Annotated in this window: 10 protein-coding genes and 1 pseudogene; 6 read left to right on the forward strand and 5 right to left on the reverse strand. The window is 62.2% G+C overall.

Annotated elements, in window-relative coordinates:
• Window positions 1-278: 278 nt before the first annotated feature.
• Window positions 279-1,163 carry a DMT family transporter gene (locus tag VV867_RS25205; protein ID WP_328567867.1) on the reverse strand — a complete coding sequence of 295 codons (885 nt, stop codon included), beginning with the start codon at window positions 1,161-1,163 and terminating at the stop codon, window positions 279-281.
• 270 nt (window positions 1,164-1,433) lie between these two features.
• Here VV867_RS25205 and VV867_RS25210 point away from each other — a divergent pair, with 270 nt between their 5' ends.
• Window positions 1,434-2,132: a B3/B4 domain-containing protein gene (locus VV867_RS25210; protein ID WP_328567868.1), complete on the forward strand. Its 699-nt coding sequence runs from the start codon at window positions 1,434-1,436 to the stop codon at window positions 2,130-2,132.
• 105 nt (window positions 2,133-2,237) lie between these two features.
• Here the strand turns inward: VV867_RS25210 and VV867_RS25215 are convergent, their stop codons facing one another.
• Complete coding sequence (locus VV867_RS25215) at window positions 2,238-2,510, reverse strand: hypothetical protein (protein ID WP_328567869.1); 273 nt, start codon at window positions 2,508-2,510, stop codon at window positions 2,238-2,240.
• Window positions 2,511-3,299: 789 nt separating this feature from the next.
• Here VV867_RS25215 and VV867_RS25220 point away from each other — a divergent pair.
• Both VV867_RS25220 and VV867_RS25225 read left to right on the forward strand, forming a co-directional pair.
• Window positions 3,300-6,116, forward strand: coding sequence for a filamentous hemagglutinin N-terminal domain-containing protein (locus VV867_RS25220; protein ID WP_328567870.1), 2,817 nt, complete (start codon window positions 3,300-3,302; stop codon window positions 6,114-6,116).
• Between the two features lie 501 nt (window positions 6,117-6,617).
• Window positions 6,618-9,728, forward strand: a pseudogene (locus VV867_RS25225) (hemagglutinin repeat-containing protein); the annotation flags it as partial.
• 721 nt (window positions 9,729-10,449) lie between these two features.
• Here VV867_RS25225 and VV867_RS25230 read toward each other — a convergent pair.
• Both VV867_RS25230 and VV867_RS25235 read right to left on the reverse strand, forming a co-directional pair.
• Window positions 10,450-11,340 (reverse strand): serine hydrolase domain-containing protein, encoded by an 891-nt coding sequence (locus VV867_RS25230; RefSeq protein WP_328567891.1) that lies wholly within the window; start codon window positions 11,338-11,340, stop codon window positions 10,450-10,452.
• A gap of 201 nt (window positions 11,341-11,541) precedes the next feature.
• Window positions 11,542-12,393: an AraC family transcriptional regulator gene (locus tag VV867_RS25235; protein ID WP_328567872.1), complete on the reverse strand. Its 852-nt coding sequence runs from the start codon at window positions 12,391-12,393 to the stop codon at window positions 11,542-11,544.
• A 149-nt stretch (window positions 12,394-12,542) separates the two neighbouring features.
• On the opposite strand from VV867_RS25235, the gene VV867_RS25240 reads away from it, so the two are divergent.
• Window positions 12,543-12,926 (forward strand): hypothetical protein, encoded by a 384-nt coding sequence (locus VV867_RS25240; RefSeq protein ID WP_089391299.1) that lies wholly within the window; start codon window positions 12,543-12,545, stop codon window positions 12,924-12,926.
• A 19-nt stretch (window positions 12,927-12,945) separates the two neighbouring features.
• A complete protein-coding gene (locus tag VV867_RS25245) occupies window positions 12,946-13,302 on the forward strand; it encodes an antibiotic biosynthesis monooxygenase family protein (RefSeq protein WP_328567873.1) in 357 nt (118 codons plus the stop codon).
• Window positions 13,303-13,956: 654 nt separating this feature from the next.
• Here VV867_RS25245 and VV867_RS25250 read toward each other — a convergent pair.
• Window positions 13,957-18,492: a putative Ig domain-containing protein gene (locus VV867_RS25250; RefSeq protein WP_442965052.1), complete on the reverse strand. Its 4,536-nt coding sequence runs from the start codon at window positions 18,490-18,492 to the stop codon at window positions 13,957-13,959.
• A gap of 986 nt (window positions 18,493-19,478) precedes the next feature.
• Between VV867_RS25250 and VV867_RS25260 the strand changes: the two genes are divergently transcribed.
• Window positions 19,479-22,472 carry a hypothetical protein gene (locus VV867_RS25260; protein ID WP_328567875.1) on the forward strand — a complete coding sequence of 998 codons (2,994 nt, stop codon included), beginning with the start codon at window positions 19,479-19,481 and terminating at the stop codon, window positions 22,470-22,472.
• The last annotated feature ends 151 nt before the right edge of the window (window positions 22,473-22,623 follow it).

Below are 22,623 nucleotides of genomic sequence, written 5' to 3' on the forward strand. Positions count from 1 at the left end.
TTTACGGCTCATGAATGACTCCTCTATTCAGTGGATTTTCCACCTATCGAGGTGTCCGAGGAAATTGAACCACCACACCGTGCTTGCCGGCTGACTGTGAAATACCCAAGCACTCCGAACGGTCCCCTCTCCCTTCAGGGAGAGGGTTAGGGAGAGGGAGCGGAGTTAATCCAAAATGCCACAACCACCGGCAAACACCATTCGCAAACAAGCCCACCCCTACCATAACCTGAAGCCTGAAGCCTGAAGCCTGAAGCCTGAAGCCTGAAGCCCCAAATTCAACCCGTCCCCCGCCGCCGCACCCCAGGCACCAACCCCAGCACCAACGCACACCCCGCCAGGATGATCAGCGCCCCCAGCCCCTGCACCAGCGACAGCGGCTCGTGCAGCCAGAGCGCCCCCACCAGCACCGCCACCACCGTCACCACGAACTCCACGCTGATGGCGCGGGTGGCGCCGATGCGTGACACCAGGCGGAAGTACACCACGTAGTTGAAGGCGCTCATCATGCAGCCGCACAGCAGCAGGTAGAACACGTCCAGCGCCGAGGGCACGCCCGGTGGCGGCACCCAGTACAGCAGCGGCAGGGTCAGCAGCCCGCCCACCAGGAAGGCGCCGCAGGTCACCTCCCAGGAGCCCGCCGTGCGCAGGCGCAGCGCCGCGTAGTTGCTGCCGTAGGCCGCGCACAGTGCGCCGAAGATGGAGCCGGCGCAGCCCAGCACGAAGGCGCGCGTCACCGGCACCGCCGGGAAGCCCACCAGCAGGAGCATGCCCAGCAGCCCAAGGGCCAGGCCGGTGAGCCCGGCCAGGGTGATGCGCTCCAGCCCCCATAGGCGGCCGATGACCATGGAGAACAGCGGGATGGCCGCCACGAAGATCGCCGCCATGGCGGTGCCGATCAGCGGGGTGGCGAAGGTCATGCCGATCAGCTGGCCGGCCACCGTGGTCGCGCCCACCACGCACAGCGGCCGCCACAGGCCGTGGAAGTCCAGCACCCGGCCGCTCAGCCGCGCCGCCGCCAGCAGGGTGAGGCTGGCGATCAGTGCGCGGAAGCTCACCGCGCCCACCCAGCCGAAGCCGGCTATCGCCTTGAGCAGCACCAGGAACGACAGGCCCCAGGCCAGCGCGAGATACAGGTAGGCGACGAGATCGCGAGGTTGCATGGGGCACCGGCAGCAAAGGGAAGGGGAGGCGCGCGAAAGCGCCCCGGCGGGGCGCGCCTATCTTGTCCGAACGGCCAGCTCGGCGGGAAGGGGGCTGTCGTTCCTGGCGGGTTGCATGCCGCAGCGGTGCCTGCCGGCCTATTAGCAAAACTGATCGTGCATTCGCTGAAATCATCGGAATCGATATGGAACCCGCCCGCCCCGCGGTGCTAGAAAGGGCCCGCGTCATCCAGGTTTGGCGCGCTCGACCACCGACATGGAGACGCCACAATGCAACCCGTACTGCCCCGAATCGACCCCCGGGTCGCCACCCTGGCCCCCGGCTTCCGCGCCCTGAGCCTGACGGTGGAGGCCGCGCCCATCCTGCACCCGGTGGTGCCCGGCCAGGCCGTGGAGCGCGCCTGCCGGGTGCTGCTCGATGGCGGCCCGGCCTGGGCCGAGGCCCATATCGCCGCCTGGGCCGAGGTATTCCGCGGCTTCGGCGCCAAGCCCCAGCGCACCCCCTGTTCGGTGGAGGCCCTGCGCAAGCGCGTGCTGCGCGACGGCAGCCTGCCGAGCATCGACCCGGTGGTCGACCTCTACAACGCCATCAGCATCCAGTACGCGCTGCCGGTGGGTGGCGAGAACCTGGCGGCCTACGTCGGCACGCCGCGGCTGACCCTCGCCGACGGCAACGAGCCGTTCGACACCTTCAAGGAAGGCCGGCCGGCCAACGACCCACCGCTGCCCGGCGAAGTCATCTGGCGCGACGACCTGGGCGCCACCTGCCGCCGCTGGAACTGGCGCCAGGGCGTGCGCACGCGCTTGAGCGCCGAGGCCCGGCAGATGTGGTTCATCCTCGAAAGCCTGCCGGCCATGCCGCTGGAGGCCCTGCACGAAGCCGGCGAGCGCCTGGCCGAGGGCCTGCGGCAGATGATGCCGGGGGTGCGGCTGGAGCGGCATCTCGTGGGCGCCGTCGAGCCGAAATGACCCGGCGATCGCCGACTTCATGAAGCCGAAGGCCGGGGCCCGCCACCTCCCGCAGGAGAAGTGCAGGCCCCGGCCTTTGGCCATGCGGGCAGGCAACCGGCGTGATCAGCCGGCGCCATGCTCGAGCCGCAGCTGGGCCAGCTCGTACAGGTGCCGCGCCTCACCGGCCAGCGGCACCAGCGCGGAAGCCAGCCGCGAAGTCTCCTGCACCAGCACGTCGTCGCCATCGTGGCATTCCAGCACGCGCAACAGGTCTTCCAGCGCCGCCAGGCGGCGCACGGCGGCATCGTACAGATGCGCCGCGGGCGCACCGGCATTCACGAACAGAACGTCATCGAAGGACTGATGGTGCAGCGGCACCAGTTTCCGATCAGCCATGGCACACCTCCAGGGCGAGGGCGCAGGGCAGGGGGGACGGCAAGGCGAACACAGCAAGGCAAGAGCGGCAGTGCATTTCCGTTGCTCCTTCTGGGAGGGAGAAACCGCCAACCCGGAAAGAGGGGCGGCGGATCGTGCGGGGGTCGCAGTACCGGGACGAAACGCGTAAAGAACCGGCCAGGCTTCGGGGCCTGCCCCGCACGACCCGCCATGACTGCACAATGCAACAGGCAAGAAAAAGCGCCTTTGCTGGTGCCGAGGCGCTTCGTGCACGCAATTCATCCGACGGGCTGCGACACCCGGCCACGGGATTGACCATGATATCGGAGGCGCTTACTGGTCTATGGACGTTTACGCGCTTCCCGTTTTTGTCCTGGCCTATACAGCCGCTGATTGGAAACTCGCACGCACGTCATATGGCCGAAGGCATCCTTCGTTGACCTGTGCAGGTCTGTGCGTTCTGGGCGTCGCCCTCTATTGGCCAGGCACCATGGCTGTTCTGTGGGGTGCCAGGTACCTCGCTTCATACGGATAGCAGTGGCTGGTCTGTCCTGTCGGCGATCGGTCTGTTCCGTGGAGCAGCCCCGTAGGATGGGTTGAGCGAAGCGATACCCATCGCCACAGCCGCGTGCGAAGTGCGCCCTGGCGCCCCCTGGGGCGAGAAGTTCCGCCAGGCGGCTTGATTCGGAAAAGGCCTACAAAAGGGCGCGGGAAACCCTCAAGGCCCCACGCCATGCAGGGGAATAGAGTCCGTCGGGTCAAGGTCCACCCCCGTGCGAGCCCCCCGATATGGACATCCGCCGCCCCCTCCACCAGGCCATCGCCAGCGCCCTGGCCGGCCTCCTGTTCCTCAACCCCATAGTCGCGGCCGCTGCCCAGCTGGCGGTGGATGCGGCCGCCGGTGGCAACACACAGCTCGGCGCGGCAGGCAACGGCGTGCCCATCGTCAACATCGCCACGCCCAATGGCGCGGGGTTGTCGCACAACAAATTCAGCGACTACTCGGTGGGCCAGCAGGGCCTGATCCTCAACAACGCCACCGGCAAGACCGCCAGTACCCAGCTGGGCGGGATCATCATCGGCAACCCCAACCTCAAGGGCCAGGCGGCGCAGAAGATCCTCAACGAAGTCACCGGCGGCAGCCCCTCGCAGCTCAAGGGCTACACCGAAGTGGCGGGGCAGGGTGCCCACGTCATCGTCGCCAACCCCAATGGCATCATCTGCAACGGCTGCGGCTTCATCAACACCCCGCGGGCCACCCTCACCACCGGCAAGCCGATCCTGGCCGGCGAACGCCTGCAGGGCTACGACGTGGACGGCGGCGAGATCGCCGTCGAAGGCGCCGGGCTCAACGCCAGCAACCTCGACCGGTTCGAGTTGATTACCCGCAGCGCCAAACTCAACGCCGACCTGTACGCCAAGCAACTGACCGTGGTGGCCGGGCGCAACCAGGTGGACGCCGAGACCCTGGCTGCCAGCGCCAAGGCCGACGACGGCCGCGCCAAGCCGCAACTGGCCATCGACAGCGCGGCATTGGGCGGCATGTACGCCAACACCATCCGCCTGGTGGGCACCGAGCAGGGCGTGGGCGTGAAGCTGGCCGGCAACATGGCCGCCAGCGCCGGCGACATCCGCATCGACGCCAACGGCAAGCTGGAACTGGCCCAGGCCGCGGCCAGCGGCGACCTCGCCCTGAAGGGCCAGGACGTGGCCCTGAACGGCCCGGCCTATGCCGGCGGCAATGCGAGCGTGCAGGCCGGTGGGGCGTTGAGCAATACGCAGAGCCTGGCCGCGGGCTCGACCCTCGAGCTGAAGGCGAACCAGCTCAGCAACAGCGGCGTGATCGAAGCCGGCGTGAATGCCGACAACAGCCGCAACGCCGCCGGCGATCTCTCGATCACTGCGCAGCACCTGCGCAACGCCGGCAGCCTGATCGCCTCGCGCAACCTGGATGCCCATGCCGCGCAGCGCCTGGACAACCGCCAGGGCAAGATCGGCGGCCAGCATGTCCGCGTCAGCGGCGGCACCCTGGACAACCGCCTCGGCCTGTTCGCCGCCGAACAGGGCCTGCGCCTGGACCTGGCCAGCCTGGACAACCGCGAGCAGGGCCTGCTGAGCAGCCAGGGGCGGCTCGAGGGGCGCGTCGGCCGGCTGGACAACCAGCACGGCGGCATCACCGCCCAGGCCGTCGAGCTGCAGGGCGATAGCCTCGACAACCGGGGCGGCCAGATATACGCCGAGGCCGGGCTGGCGCTGGACCTCGGCGCCAACCTGGACAACCGCGGCGGGCGCCTGGAAGGCAATGGCGTGCGGGTGCGCGCCACCCGCCTGGACAACTCCGCCGGCGGCGTTCTCGGCAGCGCCCAGGGCCTGCTGCAACTGACCGTCGGGCACTTCGACAACCGCGACGGCATCGCCCAGGGCGCGGCACTGCTGCTCGACGCCAACAGCGTCGCCAACACCGATGGGCACCTGGCGGCCACCCATGGCGACGCCCGGGTGAACAGCGCCGGCTTCGACAACCGCTCCGGCGGCCTCTTCGCCAGCCAGGCCCTGCGCCTGCATGGCGGCGACTTCCTCAACCACGGCGGCCAGGTCGGCGCCCAGGACATCGACTTCAGCCTGCGCGGTGCGCTGGACAACGCCCACGGCCTGATCGAGGCCGGCAACCAACTCACCCTTGCCGCCGCCGAACTGTCCAACGTGCAGGGCCGCGTACGTGCCCTCGGCCAGCAGGGTGCCACGCACCTGAGCATCGGTGGCCTGCTGGACAACAGCGACGGCCTGCTGGAAAGCGCCGCCGCCGACCTGCTGCTCGCCAGCGGCGAACTGCGCAACGACGGCGGCAGCGTGCGCCACCTGGGCAGCGGCGGATTCGGCATCGACCTGGTGCAGCTCGGCCAGGCCGGCGGCAGCTTCGTCACCAACGCCGCGCTGAGCCTGAGCGCGGCCAGCTGGAGCAACCGCAGCAGCCTGCAGGCGCGCGAACTGACCCTGGACATCGGCCAACTGCAACAGGCGGCCGGGGGACGGCTGCTGGCCAGCGAAAAGCTCGAGGGCAGCGGCGGCGACTGGAACAACGCCGGGCTGATCGCCAGCGACGGCGACCTGGCACTGCACCTGGGCGGGCGCTACAGCGGCAGCGGGCAACTGAGCAGCCTGGGCGAGCTGGGCCTCGATGCTGCCAGCCTCGCCCTGGATGGTAGCGCCAGCATCACCGGCGGCGCCGCCACCCGCATCAACGTCGGCGGCAGCCTGGACAATGCCGGCCGCATCACCGCGGCCGGCGACCTGCTGGCCCGCGCGGCGAACCTGAACAACACCGGCACCCTGGGCAGCGCCGCCAACCTGCGGATCGAAAGCGCGGAGCTGCGCAACGAAAACGGCCTGCTGTTCAGCGGCGGCGACATGGCGCTGCGCGTGCAGCGCTTCGTCAACCGCTATGCCGACGTCTACAGCCTGGGCGCCCTGGACATCGCCGCGGACGACCAGCAGGGGCGCGCCGGCGTGGTGGAGAACCGCTCGGCCACCCTGGAGGCGCAGGGCGACCTGGCGATCGCCAGCGCCAGCCTGAAGAACACCCAGGACGGCTTCCGCCTCGGGTAGAAGCTGATCTCCGGGGAAATCATCGTGCGTTGCTACGACTGTTCCGGCGACCACTACAACGTCGACTACATCGCCCGGGAGGTCTACGCCAGCGAGGTGCAGGAGGCGTCCCCGGCCGCCTTCATCCAGGCCGGCGGCAACCTGCGGGTGGACGCCCAGGACTTCGAGAACACCGCGAGCACCCTGGCCGCCGGCGGCGACATCGCCATCAGCGCCGCCAGCTTCGTCAACCAGGGCATCAGCGGCGGCGAGAGCATCCGCACGCGGCTGTTCAACAGCGGGCGGGTCACCGACGGCACCATCGAGCGCTTCGTCGGCCATTACGTCCTGCCCTACAACCTGGCGAACAACGCCGACCCCTCGGTGTTCAGCTACTGGGACGACCTCATCGGCGGGCTCAACCAGGGCACGGTAAGCCCCTTGGAGCTGGCCAACGGCATGCTTCTGCACGTCTACCGCGACGCCAATGGCAACATCTACCGGCCGCTGCACGTGCCGGACTACCAGGCCAACCACTACGACCCGGACAACCTGCTGGAACTGCCAGCGGCGCTGTACGACCTCGGCCTGCTCAGCGACATCTGGGAATACCGGCCGGGCGGCGCCACCTCCGCCAACGCCGTCATCCAGGCGGCCGGCACGGTGGAAATCAGCGCCGGCGAGCGCCTGGACAACGGCGTCATCCACCCGGGCATCGCCTACGACGGCGGGGTGGCACGGGTCGAGGACGTGCAGGTCGACGGCCAGTCGCAACCCCTGGTGGTGGTGCTCAATCCACAGCTGCCGCCGGACCTGGCCCAGCAGGCGGTCAACCCCATCGCCCTGCCGGGCTTCCGCCTGCCCCAGGGCGAGCACGGCCTGTTCCGGCTCAACGCCCCGGACAGCGGCCACCCCTACCTGATCGAAACCAACCCGGCACTGGCCGGGCTCAAGCCGTTCCTCGGCTCCGACTACCTGCTGGCCCAGCTGGGCTACGACCCGGCCCGGGCGCAGCAGCGCCTGGGCGACGGCCTCTACGAACAGCGGCTGATCCGCCAGGCCCTGGTGGCGCGCACCGGCCAGCGCTTCATCGCCGGGCTCTCCAGCGACGAAGCGCTGTTCAGGTACCTGATGGACAACGCCATCGCCCACAAGGACAGCCTCGGGCTGAGCGTCGGCGTGGCCCTGAGCGCCGAACAGGTGGCGGCACTGACCCACGACATCGTCTGGCTGGAAGAGGCCGAGGTGAACGGCCGGAAGGTGCTGGTGCCGGTGCTCTACCTGGCCCAGGCCGAACATCGCCTGGCGCCCAACGGCGCGCTGATCCAGGGGCAGGACCTGGCCCTGATCAGCGGCGGCGAGCTGAACAACGCTGGCACCCTGCGCGCCAGCAACGACCTCGGCGCCACCGCCGCCAACATCGGCAACAGCGGCCTGATGGAGAGCAACCGGCACCTGCAACTGCTGGCCACGCAAAGCATCCGCAACGCCGCCGGCGGCATCCTCAAAGGGCGCGACGTCAGCCTCGCCACGCTGACCGGCGACGTCGTCAACGAACGGACATTGACCCAGGTGCAGGGCCAGGCCAGGGGCGCCAGCCTGCAGACCAGCCTGCTCGACAGCGCCGCGCGCATCGAGGCCGACGACGACCTGTCGATCAGCAGCGGGCGCGACCTGCTCAACCTGGGCGGCCAGCTGCAGGCCAAGGGCGACATCCAGCTGCAGGCCGGGCGCGACGTGCTGATCGGCGCCGTCGAGTCCGTCGACGGCAATGCCCGTCGCGACAAGCGCCATCACTGGGAACAGACCGAGGTGCGCCAGCACGCCGCCGGCGTCCGGGCCGGCGGCGACCTGCAGGTCAGCGCCGGCCGCGATATCGGCGTGCAGGCCAGCCACCTGGAAACCGGCGGCGACGCCAACCTGGCCGCCGCCGGCAACCTGCTGCTGGGCGCCGCGCAGGAGCAGAGCAACCGCGAATACCACTACCGGCGCAGCGGCAAGAAGATCGACAGCGAAGACAGCCGCGTCAGCCAGCGCGGCACGACACTGGACGCCGCCGGCGACGTCACCCTCAGCGCTGGCCAGAACCTGACCCTCGAAGCGAGCCGGGTGGACGCCGGCAAGGAAGCCTTCCTGGTGGCCGGCGACAAGCTCCAGCTACTGGCCGGCCATGACAGCGACTACTCGCTGTACCAGAAGCAGAAGAAGGGCAGCCTCGGCAGCAAGAGCTTCAAGCGCGACGAAGTCACCGACGTGAAGGCCGTCGGCAGCCAGATCAGCGCCGGCGGCGACATCACCCTGCTCAGCGGCGGCGACCAGACCTACCAGGCCGCCAGGCTCGAAAGCGGCAACGACATCGCCATCGTCAGCGGCGGCGCGGTCACCTTCGAAGCGGTCAAGGACCTGCACCAGGAAAGCCACGAGAAGAGCAAGAGCGACCTCGCCTGGCAGTCCGCCAAGGGCAAGGGCCAGACCGACGAGACGCTGCGCCAGAGCCAGTTGATCGCCCAGGGCGAACTGGCGATCAAGGCCGTGGACGGCCTGAAGATCGATATCAGGCACATCGACCAGAAGAGCGTCGGGCAGACCATCGATGCGATGGTGCAGGCCGATCCGAACCTGGCCTGGTTGAAGGAGGCCGAGGCGCGGGGGGATGTGGATTGGCGGCGGGTGAAGGAAGTGCACGATTCCTTCGATTACAGCAGTTCGGGTATTGGCACCGGGGCTGCAATTGCCATTGCCATCATCGTGGCTGCTGCAACCTACGGAGCTGCAACCAGTGCAGTAGGTTCTGCTGCAGGCGCTGGGGCCGGCTCTGGAACTACGATGGCGGCTGCAGGTAATGCCGCTCTGGTTGAAGCTGGTGCTGCGGTTGGCACTGCTGCCGCAGGTTGGGGGAACGCGATGGCGGCGACTGCTATTTCTTCTGTCGCTGGAACCGGGGCCGCCAGTTTTGTTGGGAACAAGGGCGATCTGAGGCAAACACTCAAGGACATCACCAGTGAGGACAGCCTGAAAGGTTTTGCCACTGCAGCACTTATTGCGGGATTCGGCGCTGGCTATACGGAGGGCTGGGGTAGGGAGTTGACTGCCGAGGGGAACTACAAACTGATCAGCTATGGCGACCGGATCAAGGCTTATGCTGCCAATACAGCACTAAAAGGCATCCTTAATGGGAGCGACAAGGATACGTGGCTGAGTATTGCTGCTACGGGAGCCTTGATGGAGTTGTACCAATATTCGGTTGGGCGAGGGCCAGATGCAAGGCCTGGTGTTGATCGACCTAATGGCTCGGCCTTTGATAGTGATGGTGGTTTTGTCCCGATGGTACTTGATCGAGAGGGAAAGAATATTGGGTTGAACCTGCCTCTAAATGATCTCGCTTGCTCCAGCTTTTATTCGATCTGTCATGGTACTCCTATAAGTGATGCCTTGAATCAAGTCCCAGGCTTCAATTCTTTTGCAACTTTGCATGACCAATGGATGATAAGTTTGGAAGCTCTGAAAGGGAGTAATATGAGTGTCCTTGAGAACTTGGGAAGTATGTCGCCGGCTATGCTGGTTAACTATGGGGCCTTGTATGATAAGTATCGAGAGATGATAAAGAGTATCCGAAATGCTGCCGATCATTAGTAAGTGGATGGTTGCTTCATTCTTAAGTGCCTTTTTGTTTTTAGGGCTTTCAGGGTGTCTGTCCTATGATGCTTGGGAGAAAAGCAGAGATACATTGATAGGAATGAAGTTCGATCCGAAAACATCATTGGTGGGAAAGGAGAGAGTCTATTTTGTTAGGGGGGTCAATAGCAGACGGTCAATTGACTATTCAAAGGTTGAGAGTGGGGGGATTCGCTACTATATAACATATACAGTCCCATTTTGTCAGTACTCCATATTTGTATCCTCCGACGGTATTATACGCTCATGGCGTCGTGAGTCTGTCGACAGAAAAAGCTGTTATGTTTATTAGAAGGGTAAGCCTGTCCGATGGGCTGTAGAGAGTGTGCGTGATCTCTGATCGCTTTCCTTTGAGACAAGAGGGTAGCCTTCTAGATGTTTGAGGATGAAATGGGGCTGAAATGGAGCGAATTTATTTCGGTCATCCCAATTTTGGTCGGAGATAAGCTCGGTGTTCGCAACTAATCTCCCTGGCTGGCTGATTGTATGCTTTCGGGTCGCATTATTTATATGTTGTTTGGGGGCGTTACCTGGTCTTCTGAAAGCGTCGCGAAGAAGGGGCGATTTCGCTGCTGACCGGTTTCTGCTGCCAGTGAGCGATTTTCTTTCGACGCTAAACGAACGTCGAATCGGCGAGTGGGTGATATCCATCGCAGGCTGCGACAAGACCTACGACGTCTCAGCGCGCCATCTCAAGTGCCTCGCGTATTTCCTGTACGGCCAGCGCTTCGACACTTCCCTCATCTGACCCCGTCGAGAAAACTGCGCAGCAGGCGGCTGTTTCTCCAACTGCGCATCGATAGACCGCCACCACGCTTCCGGGGCCACACCCGGTATGCCCGGCCAGGGTCAGGCCGCCCTCGATCGTCCCTCGCATCAGGCCCAGGGCATATCCTGGCGTGACCCACGGCCGGCCGGGCATCGGGCCACCCAATGTCCGTGTCGCCTGCATTTCCTGAAGCAGGTTGGCAGGGAGCAGTTCTCCGGCGAGCAGGCGATCCAGGAAAAGGGCAGCCTGCGAAACAGGGCCCGTCAGCAATCCGTGGTAGACCCAGCCGGGGTCGTAATTCAACGAATTGCCGAGGTACGCCCCGTTCAGGTCTGCGCGTTCCGTTGCGAAGCGAACCGCCGAGATGCCGAGCGGGGCCAGGACTTGCTGCCTGAGCGCTTCTTCAAGCGGCAGGTCTGCGGCACGCTCGATGAGCCGGGCGACAAGCATGAAACCCACATTCGAGTAGCGCCAGCCAGCCCCAGGGCTGTAGCGGAGCCGGTGGCCATCCAGGCGCTGCATCATCTCGTCCGCGGGCCACGCCGGTTCATGATTGGCAACGGCGGCGTGGTACTCGGGAAGCTCGCCATAGTCAGCGAGGCCTGCTTCGTGGCGTAGAAGTTGACGCAAGGTGCAAGCGGTTTCAGGAAGCGCAGCATCCAGAGCGAGTCGACCGTCGCGTACCAAGGTCAGGGCGGTCGCGGCTAACACCGTTTTGGTGAAACTCCACCATGGCACACGGGGTTCGACCTGCGGGGAGGCTGTTATTGATCGACCGTTGGAAAGGGTGGAGATCAGCATCGAATACTCAAGCGGTAATGGCGGGCCGGTGCGAAAGCGTAGAGGCAGCAACATACCCCATTCCCGGCGATGCAGGCCCAGTTGGCTTTCTTCTTCTACCGGGACGGGTTCGCGACGTCCGCACTTTGACGAAAGAGAACCATGGTTCGCTTATCCAGGACGAACCGTCGATCGTGACGCTTAACCTGCCCAACCCGACGCTCAAGGCGCCAGCACGATGCCGCCCCCAGGCATGGCATCACCAGCACTCCCCGCAGTGGCTGCACGCTCCAGCAGGTAGCGCGCCGGTGGCTTGCCCATCGCCTTGCGGAACATGGTCACGAAGCCGCTGGCACTTTCGTAGCCCAGGTCCAGTGCAACCGCCTGCACGCTCTCTCCATTGGTCAGGCGCCGCAGCGAAAGGATGATGTGCAGCTGCCGGCGCCACCGGCCGAAACTCATGCCGACTTCCTGCATCAGCAGGCGGCTCATGCTGCGTTCGCTCATGCCGATGCATTTGGCCCATTTAGCCATCGACGTCTTGCTCGAAGGATCGGCAAGCAGCATTTGCGCGAGCTGGCGCAGGCGCTGGTTTTGCGGCATCGGCAAATGCAGGTGCTCGATGGGCGCATTTCGCAGCTCGTCCAGCAACACGGCGATCAAGCGCGCCTCCGGGCCGTTCTCGGCGTACAGCTGCTCGAATCCCGTCGCTTTGAGCAGCAGCTCGCGCAGCAGGGGCGAGACCGAGAGGGTGCAGCACTGGGTAGGCAGGCCTTCGATCGCGTCCGGTTCGACGAACAGGCAATAGCACTCGGTTTCTCCCGAGCCCCGGGTCGAATGCGGCATGTCTCCGGGAATCCAGATTGCGCACTGTGGCGGAACGATCCACACGCCCCTGTCCACCTCGCAGTTGAGAATCCCGCGTACCGAATAGATCAACTGCGCCTTGCGATGGTGGTGAAGCGCATGTTCCCAGTCCTTGGCAACCTGCGATGCATTCAGCGCAGTGACCTGGCGCGCGATGCTATCGATGTCCCACGTGAGCGATGGGTCGTCAGCGGTAGTGGAGTCCATGACGCTTCCCCGAAGCTGTTGGCTGAAATGAGAAACAGTGTGGCTAGATTGTGCAATGACGCACTTCAGCCGGGCTAGTTATCTTGCAGGTGAATTGATGGCGCCCTGTATCCGGGACGCCACCCACCTCAACGCAGGGGACGGCTCGCATGGTTATCGATTCCACACACTTTCCGCTGGTCTGGATGAAGGTTGGCGCATCCGGGATTCACACCGACGACGAGGGGTTCAAGGCTTTCGAAGCATTGCTGGCGCGTGCGGAACCCTTCGTCCTGCTGGATGAGCGAGCGCAACAGGAGGAGCACGAACATTCCCACGAAGAAAGAAAACAGTTGTCCCTTTGGATGAAACGCCACAAGGCCGCCTTGCGGTCGTTCGTCAAGGCGCAGATTTTCATCGAGCCGGATCTCGCCAGGCAGAAGGCAGCCGAACTGTTTGCGGGCAAGTTCGAAGCGTTCTGGGGCTACCCATTGCTGGTCGTCGCTACCCGGGAGGAAGGCCTGGAGTTGGCGCGCAAGTTACTGGGCCGGTAAGCGGCAGGAGATGACGCCCATGTGCCTAGTTGCAATCAGCACCGTCGAGATCAGACCAGCCAGCGGCTCGGCAGCGGTGCTGCGAACGAGATTGGAAGCGTTGCTGGCGAACTTGAACCGCGCCTCGGGCTGTGCTGCCTACCGCCTTGCCTGCGAAAACACCCCTGGCGACACCTGGATCCTCACCGGGTACTGGGATTCGACCGAACACATGACCGCGCACTTCGACCTGCCGTGCCTCGCCAGGCTGTTCGAACTGCTGGTGCAGAGGCTGATTGTGGGGCTCCGGTTCGGGACATTCTTCGTGTCATCCCCAATCGAACGCGCTGGCGGGGCGGCAGTGCCAGGGCACCTTGAGTCTCCCAGGCCCGGATGACGGGCGGGTTCTGGCGGAAAGCGGCGCATGGTTCGTTTATCCAGGGCGAACCATGGTCACCGGTAGCAATCGATCCATAGCGGACTCACTCAGTTGCGTTTTATTGTACGCCCCGCCTTGAGCCAATATGTTTTGCCCCTGCATCTATCAGGAAGAATGCCGAAACAGGTAGCGATAGCCAAAATAGGATTGGGCTCCAGAACATGCTGAGGCCTAACCAAGGCAATAGGTCAAAGCTGCCCGCTGAGCAAGGGGCGAGGCCTTTGATACTCCCATGGCAATCAAAGTGGTGATAGGCGAACGTTCCTAGCTTCCAGATCGCAAAGAAAACTGCGGGAGGAGTAACTGCAAGAGCGTATCTAGACATCCATGACATGTTGATTCCTGCCTATGAGTAAGTAGCCTACGCGGGCTCTGTGTCTACGCCGCGGGCGTCGCAAACACTTCTTGTTCATCAGTCACCACTCTCTCGAAGCGCCACATCAGGGCGAAGGACGAGTTGGAGTGAGGCTACAAAGCCGTTTGGGCTGTGCCGGGATTGGGTAAACCTTGCAGTTGCTGTATGTCCGCTGGCCGATAGCTGTCGTTCAACAATGCCCCTGAGCCAAAGATCAAGGCCCACCTTGCGGTGGCCTTTTTGTTGCTGGACCTCGATCAGAATTTCCCGTCCAGGCCGATGCGGAACATCTGGTTGCGCTCGTTGGTGCCCAGCGCGGTCTTGTACGACAGGGCGACGCGCCAGGCACGGCCCAGGCTCAGGCCCAGGCCGGAGTCCATGTCGATGAAGTTGGTGTCCATCGGGTCGGGCGACAGCCGATAGAGCATGCCGTCATCGCCCTGGTCGGCGTAGCGCATGCGGTAGCCCTGATTGCGGTTGAAGTTGTGGCCCCAGGCGAGGCCCACGCGCGGGGTCAGCACACCCAGGCTGGTCTGGATGTCATAGCTTGTGCGCCATCCCAGGAACGAGGTGAAGTAGCGCAGATCCTGTTCTTCATAGGACAGCGCATAGATCCCGCCACCGTGCTCGCTATACCCGTCGAGGCGGGTGTAGCTGCTGTTCACCCGGGCGTATGGCGCCAGTGATAGCGCGCCCTGGCGATATTCGTAGCTGGCGGTCAGTGAGGCGAACAACTGGTCGGCGTCGCGGGAACCGCTGGCATAGCCGTTGGAAGGGTCGGCCGTGACGTAGCGCCGCGAGTCGAAACGGATGCGGTTGTAGCCCAACAGGGCATCGATATAGACCTCCGACAGCGGGTTGGCGCTCAGGTAGGCCGCCAGTCCCAGAGCATCGCCTTCGCTACGGCTGTCGTGCTCGCCGATGTCGGTACGGTCGTTACCGTAGCCGACGCCTAGACCGACCACGGTACGTGGCGAGAGGCGATAGTCCATGCCGGCGCTCAGGCCAAACGTGGTGAAGCTGTTGTCCTTGGCGCCGCGTGCCTGGTTGGAACCGCTGTTGATGAAGCCGTCGGTCCAGAAGGCGAGGGCTTCTTCGGAACATTCGCCGGCACTGGCGCGAGCGCTGTCCTTTTCCTTGCGACGTTGTTCGTCGTCGTCCGCGTCGACGCCGTTGCCTTCGAGTTCGTCGCGCAGCGCCTTGCCCAGGCCGCCGAGGTTCAGGTTGTCGCGCCCGCGTCGTACATCCGCGTTGAACGAATCGCGGTCGCAAGTCGGGCGGTGCAGTTGCTCCAGGCGGCGGTTGAAGTTGTCCATCTGGGTACTGGCGAAGCGCTCTGCGGCCCGCGACTGAGCGTTGAGCAGGCCGATCACTTCGGCGTCGCGAGTCGGGTCAGGGCGCGGTTGCACGCTGAAGGTCACTGTACTGGTTGCCGTGTTGCCGCCTGTGTTTTCCAGGCTGAAGCTCACCACTGCGCTGCCGGCGAAGGCGGCGGCCGGCACGAAACGCAGGGTGAACGGACCACTGAGGCTGGCGGTGCCCGCCGACGCCGGGCTCACCGACAACAGGCGCGCGCGCAGGAACGGACCGCCGCTGGCATCGCGGGTGAGATCGACACTGGCGCTCTGGCCCGGGGCCAGCGTTTCGCTGGAAGGCGGCACCACGACGGCCTGGGCCACGACCGTCAGGCTGTAGCTGCGGGTCCCGCTGGCGCCATTGGCGTCCGTCACGTTGATGGTGAAGTTGCTGTTGACCACCGCCGTGGGCGTTCCGGTGATGGCGCCGGTGGCGCTGTCCAGGGACAGGCCTGCTGGCAGGCTGCCGCTCAGCGCATAGCTGTAGGGCGCCATGCCACCGCTGGCGGCAAGGCTGGCGCTGTAGGCCATGCTCTGGGTCGCGCCGGGCAGGCCCGGTGTGGACGGCGTGATGACCAGTGTCGGCGCGGTGACGGTGATGTTCACCGTGGCCGCTGCCGAGGTGCCCCCTGGGCCGGTGACGGCATAGGTGAAGCTGTCGTTGCCCGAATAGCCGGCGGTGGGGGTATAGCTGAGGTTGGTACCGCTGACTGAAGTGGTGCCGTGGCTTGGAGCGCTGGCCACGCCGATGCCGGTGATGCCGCCGCCGCCCAGGTTCAGGGTGATGGGATTGGCGGAACTGTTGGCTGCCACCGTGACGCTCACCGGCCCGGCGACCGGCGCCTGGTAGGCGACCGTCAGGGCAAGCGCCTGCGAGCCGGTTGCGCCGAGGCTGTCGGTAGCCTGCACGGTGAAGTTGAAGGTACCGGCGGCGCTCGGAGTACCGCTGAGGATGCCGGCGGACGACAGGCTCACGCCGGAGGGCAGGGCGCCGCTGGTCACGCTGAAGCTGTACGGCGCGGTGCCGCCGTTGGCAGCAAGGCCTTGCGAGTAGGCCGTGTTCGCTGTGGCGCTGACCAGGTTGGCCGGCGTGAGTGCCAGGGTCGGTGCCGAGATGGTAAGGCTTACCGTGGCTGGCGCCGAGCTGCCGCCGCTGCCGGTGGCGCTGTAGGTGAAGCTGTCGCTGCCCGAGTAGCCGGCGGTGGGGGTATAGGTGATGGTGGTGCCGCTGACCGAGGTGCTGCCGTGGCTCGGGCTGCCGGTCACGCTGACGCTGGTGGCGGCGCCGCCGCTCAGGTTCAGGGTGATGGGGTTGGCCGAGCTGTTGGCCGCCACCGTGGCGCTCACCGGGTCGGCCACCGGGGTCTGGTCGGCGGTGACCACCAGGGTGTAGGCCTGGCTGGCGCTGAAGCCGCCGTTGTCGGTGGTGCGCACGGTGAAGCTGAAGGTGCCAGTGGCGGTCGGGGTGCCGCTGACAACGCCGGCGGACGACACGTTCAAGCCCGCTGGCGGGCTGCCGGTGACCACGCTGAAGGTGTACGGCCCGGTGCCGCCGCTGGCGGTGAGGGTCTGCGAGTAGGCGGTGTTCTGCGTCGCGTTGGTCAACGTGGCTGGGGAAATGATTATGGTCGGTGCCGTGACCGCGACGCTGACGGTGGCGACGCTGGAGGTGCCGCCTGGGCCGGTGGCGGTATAGCTGAAGCTGTCGCTGCCGGCAAAGCCCGGGTTGGGGGCATAGGTGATGCCGCTGCCTGTTGCGGTGGCGGTCCCGTTGGTGGCGAGGGTGGTGATGGTGACCAGAGTCACCGAGCCGCCGCTCAGGTTCAGGGGAACCGGGGTGCTGCCGCTGCCGCCCTGTACGGTCAGGCTCGAGTTGCCGGCGACTGGCGCCTGCTCGTTGACCGTCACGCTATAGCCGCGCGAGCCGGGCGAGCCCAGGCTGTCGGTGGCCGTGACGATGAAGCTGTAGTTGCCGGCGGTGGTCGGTGTGCCGCTGACCAGGCCGTTGCTGTTGACGGTGATACCCGGCGGAAGCGTGCCGCTGGTCGACCAGATGTAGCTGCCGTTGCCGCCACTGGCGCTCAGGTTCTGGCTGTAGGCCGAGCCGACGGCGAGCGAGCCGAGGGTGGTAGGCGTGATGGCGATGGTCGCGGCATCCACCGTCAGGCTGTAGGTGCGGTTGCCGGTGGCGCCGTAGGCGTCGGTGGCGGTGATGGTGAAGTTGCCGGTGGTGACGGCGCTGGGTGTGCCGCTGAGAGTGCCGCCGCTGTTCAGGGTGAGCCCGGCCGGCAGGGCGCCGGCAGTCACGGCGTAGCTGTACGGCGCCGTGCCGTTGGCACTGCTCAGGCTCTGGCTGTAGCTGTTGCTGGCGGTGGCGTTGGGCAGAGTGGTCGGACTGATGGCCAGGGTCGGCGCGTTGACGGTGATGGTGACGGTCGCTGGGGCCGAGGTGCCGTTAGCGTTGGTGGCGGTGTAGGTGAAGATGTCGGTGCCGGAATAGCCGGCGACCGGGGTGTAGGTGATCGAGGTGCCGCTGGCTGTGGCCGTGCCGTGGCTGGCCGCGGAGGCGACGGCCACAGAGGTGGGGGAGCCTGTGATCGCCAGGGTAATGGCATTGTTGGTCGAGTTGGCTGCCACGCCGGCTGTGACGTCGGTCGCCAGCGGGGCTGCTTCGGTGCGTGTCACGGTGATGGAATAGGTTTTGGTCGTCTGGCCATCGGCGGCGGTGACCCCCACGGTGATCGTGTTCGCTCCGACCGCCAGGCTGATCGCCGACGAGTCCGAGCCCGAGGCAACTGCAGCGCCATTGACCGTAATGGTGCTGTCACTGGCCCGGGCGGTAGGTCGCACCACGACCGCGCTGGCGCTGTTGCTCACGGCTGCCGTGTAAGTGGTGGTGGCGGTTGCGAACGTCGGCGACAGCGTGCCGACGGACAAGCTCAGGCCGGCCAGGGAGGCGTCGGCGACTACGGCCGCGGAGCAGGTGATGCTGACCGCACTGATGTACGTGCCGGTGGAAATCTGCGCGTAAAGGCCGCCAGCCGCCAGTTGGGCGGAGGAAACCGTCGCCGTATACGACCCGGCGCTGCCGGTATAGCTGCGGTAGTCGGAATAGACAGTGGTTATGGTGCGTGAACGCAGGTTCACGAGATCCGAGGTTATCGGACTGCCACCTGCACCCTGGCCATTGTCGGTATACGAAAAAGTGATGCTTTCGCCGCTGTCGAAGTCGGTGCTGGCGAACCGCCCGGTGTAGGAGGTGGTGCCACTGTTCGCGTTCAGTGTCGAACAGGCCGTGGACAAGGCATGTGCGAGGGTGGCCTGGAGCAGCATGACCAAAGCGACTACGCATCGAAGGGCTGGCCCCTTGCGCGTCATGCCTGATACACGGTTGTTTTCCCTGTGCGAAAGTAACGAAGAACTCAAGGTAAATTCCATTTAGAAAAATCTGCCAGGGCACTTCGAATGACTGGCGTGGGATTGAAGCGGAGACCACGGGGATAGGGGTAGGCGACCTGTCCTGGGCAGCGGAGGCGGGTGATGGCATTATGCCTTTACCATGAAGCAATTGCATCAGCCAGCGGTCGATACTTGCCCCCGACCAGCCCGTCTCAAACGGGTTGTTTCCAGCTCATTGCAGCCCGCCGCCGATCCTGCCTTCGGAAGCAGACCTTGGCGTCAGCCCACTTCCTGGTCGGCTGCTGCCCCAGGTAGCAGCAATTCCGAGTCGACAGGGCACTCTCGACCTAAGCGCATGTTCTCCAGTGCCTCCAGGGCAATCAGCAGTTCAGCGGCTGACTTGGAGGCATGCAGATCGACGCCGGTTTTGCTCTCCACTAGTTCGAGGAGAGCATCCCGCTTCAGCCCTGACTTCCGGGCCACCAGAAGGGCGCACGAGCGCGCGTGCGAAGCGCGGTGCGAGAGCTTTCATCCAGCAGCTTTCGTCTATGTGAATTGAACGACATTCCCTTCCCTGGCTATCAATGGTGTTCCCCTGTGCAGGGGCTGCTTCCGACCCATAGCTGCATTTCGCAGGGGCCGGCTAACAGCCAGAAGCGGGCGCCCGACGGTGCGCAATAGCGGTGGCCTGACTCGCTTTGTGTGGGCATGTGAAAGGGGCAAGACTGCCTTCACTAGAAAGGCCTAGAAAACAGTGCCCGGACGAACTGACGTTCTTGAGACAGCCGGTTGATGAGCGCAGCGAAATCAGGAGCGTGGCGATGGTGAAATCCGCCAGGGCTAACAATCGTTTTGCAAGCTATCTTCCTTCTATTGGCCGTGCGCTGCTTTGAGTATGCCGGATGCGGGCTGTCATCAGAGCTCAATTCGGCAACCAACTCGAGTTGCGAACCAATCCCTATCTTTATTGATAAAGCTTTAAAACCGCCGCACTGAACTACAAAGCCGCCCAATGTGAGCCGTCAATGACCGAGACTTTGAATGAAAAATCGACCCGGAGGGTGTTAATAACTGTCCACGGTATTCGAACGTTTGGGCAATGGCAAGAAAGACTAGGAAAGTTGTTTAATGAACATGAAGTTGATTCGGAAATAGAGCACTTTAAATACGGATATTTCTCAATTTTCGCGTTTCTTTTCCCACCACTGAGATGGTTGGCGGTAAATCAATTTCTTTCCTCGCTGACTGCGGCGCTAGAGCGGTATCCCGCACATAGAATTAGTTTGGTCGGACACAGCAACGGTACCTACCTAATCGCCTGGGCGCTTAACAAACTGCCAGGCAAATATGTCGGGCGGGTCGAGACAGTAATCTTGGCCGGTAGTGTGCTCAGAACGGATTTTCCGTGGAATCAACTCATTGATAGATTGAAGATTGATAGAGTAATCAACGACTGCGGTACCGGAGACAACATACTAATTTTGAGTCAAGTCGGCGTGCTTTTCACTGGCATGGCGGGAAGACTTGGATTTAGAGGAATGACTGGCCGAAGGCTAATAAATAGATACTTCAAGGGCGGACATAGTCACTATTTTGAACCTGTTGGAGATAACGCTTCATATTTCATGGAAGAGTATTGGGTTCCGGTGCTAAAGGGAGGGGAAGCAACGCTAGTCGACCAACGGCAGGGTAATAGTGATCTAAGCGGCCTCCAAGCTTGGCTACTACAAAACGCTGATTTTAGCAAAGGCGCAGCTTATTCATTGATGATCTATATTTTTATTAACTTCTTATACCTTGAGCCGCGGATGGCGGCGGAGACAACAAAAAAAATTAATGCCGTTCAATTCGCTGTTAGCGCCTTTTCGGACGAGCAGTTCCCAGAACGGGGCCTTGCAGAATTGGCGATTAATTTTTCGCCCAAAGAAAGGGACTTGGGGAATAATATAGAGTTGCTGTCATACTATTTGCCTCGATTCGTCGATATAAGGGATATTTTTAAAAAGAGCGGCTTATTTAGAGTCGACAGGCGCGAAAGCGAAACATATATGTCAACAGGGACCACCGTTAGGCGCCTGGATGTAGACCCAGAAAACCCAATTTGGCCGCTGGAAAACATTGGATTTATTTCGGTAAGCAGAGATAATGATGAAATTGATTTAATTCCTGACAAGGGCTATCTGGCGTCGACTCTGAAATCCGATATAAGGAACCTCGAATATACGCTATATCTAAGTGGCGACTGGGCAAAACCAGTGCCCTCCGAAATTCGAACTCTGTCGGGCCGGATAACAGGTGGGCCGCTTCTATTGCCTGTTCGATCCAACGCAAATGTCGTCCGCTTTATTTTCCCATTTCAACTCGAAGAAGGCCAATCTCCGAACGAAGAAGAGGGCTACAACAGTTTACTCGTGACATACGAATTAAAAACAGGCGCTGCTTCGGCGCTTATATTGCCCGGCTCCTCGGATAATCAGCTAAGCAGCGATTGCTCTACTTTGCTATATGGGGGGTACGACATTTGGAACATGGTTGTAAGTTTAAGTGATGAGCAGCTGAAGAGCATATCTTCTGAGGTTTATGAAAAACGCGACCATTTGTTTATCCCAGTTATTGAATTTTCAAACAACGATGGTCCGAAAGAAAGAATTAGCTACCTCACACTTGAACAGGCAAGAAAAATTGATTGGGATCGCAATGACGGTTTCATTGAACAAACAAACGAATGCAGGAGACGCGCCAAAATTGGCTCCTCCAATTCAATATATTCAGCATATGGATACCCTTTCGCATTCCAGTTTCCAAGTTTTCTTGATGAAGCAAATTTTTGGGTGCGCGCCGACTCCACGAAATTTAAACCGATTCAGCGCGGGTATAAGTTTGTTACTGGAGAGGACAGGAAACTTATTGAGCAGCGTGTGAGGCGGATCGTCGACGCATTACCGCAAGGCACCGCGGAAAGCGAGCAGCACGTTGCTCAAGATATATCCTTGCTACTGTCACTGACTTATGTTAGCTATCGCGAAAGCGGAGATTATCTATTTCTAATGGGGCAAAGTAATTCTCAAAATTTTGGAATTTCTAGTTGGGCTTTTGCGACATTAAATGAAAAGAAAAAATCAGCTTCTATTATTGGCGGAGTTGCTAATACATATGACACGCCGATAACGACTTCAGCAGGTGGACGTTATGCAGTCATTAGGACAGAGAGAGAGTTGAGTGGCAAGAGTGCGATTGTGATTGACACCAATGAACCATCTGAACTGGACTTAGATTTGGTTCATGCCCAATATACGATCGCACAAGCTTTTAGTAGCGATGAAAGCAAAGTGGCTATTCTCGGAAGTGACGGCAACCTCGTTATAGGCTCTTTGCCAGACGGAAATATCGTCAGCTCGACCAATATCAGGTCGTCTACCTTCAAGCCGCCGGGGCATTCCTTCACGAATGAAGTCGCGTTTTCGACGATGGCATTTGTAGGGCCATCTGTTGAAATCGTCACACAAGCCAAAAGCTTGTACTCGATTAACGCCAAAAATGGAGCAGTAAATTGGTGGAGCAAGCCGTTTACTGAACTGAATGAGCTAAGAGAGGCGCGACTTGCCTCCGACGAGAACGCAGGACTCATGTTTTTGCACGACGATAAAGTCGGGAGGCTTATATCTTCGACAACCGGAGATTGGTTGTCAGGCCCAATAAATGTTGCAAACTTAGTTGATTCGGCAAACGAAGATTGCTTCCCTGGCTCCGCGGAGAAAACTTGGGAAGAGAGAGAAGCTCAATTCACAATATCCTCGGTTAGCTTCAATGAAACAGCCACGATCGGAATAAAGATCGGTAAATGCTGGTTCACACGAAAGCCACCACTTTCCATTGAAAAAACGCTTAAGACATTTAGAGATGTAAGATTTCTCCTCGGCGAGGATCTTAAAATAGACGGCGCGCTCGGTGATTCAAGTATGCCGATTGAAAGCCGGGGTGAACGGGTTGTTGAATGGCTCTCTGAAGAACGGGATTAGGCAGCAAATTCACGCGAGCCGTCTTGGCTAGACGACCTTGATGCTGAGTGTTCTTGCAATCGAACGTCCGTCTTTGGCCAGTGTCGGCCAGTCGCGAGTGGCTGCAACCGACCCATAGCTACCGATCATGAGGGGAGAGACCGGCCAAAAG

Origin of the sequence: Pseudomonas sp. JH-2 (assembly GCF_036231725.1) — a bacterium.
Classification (GTDB): Bacteria; Pseudomonadota; Gammaproteobacteria; order Pseudomonadales; family Pseudomonadaceae; genus Pseudomonas; species Pseudomonas delhiensis.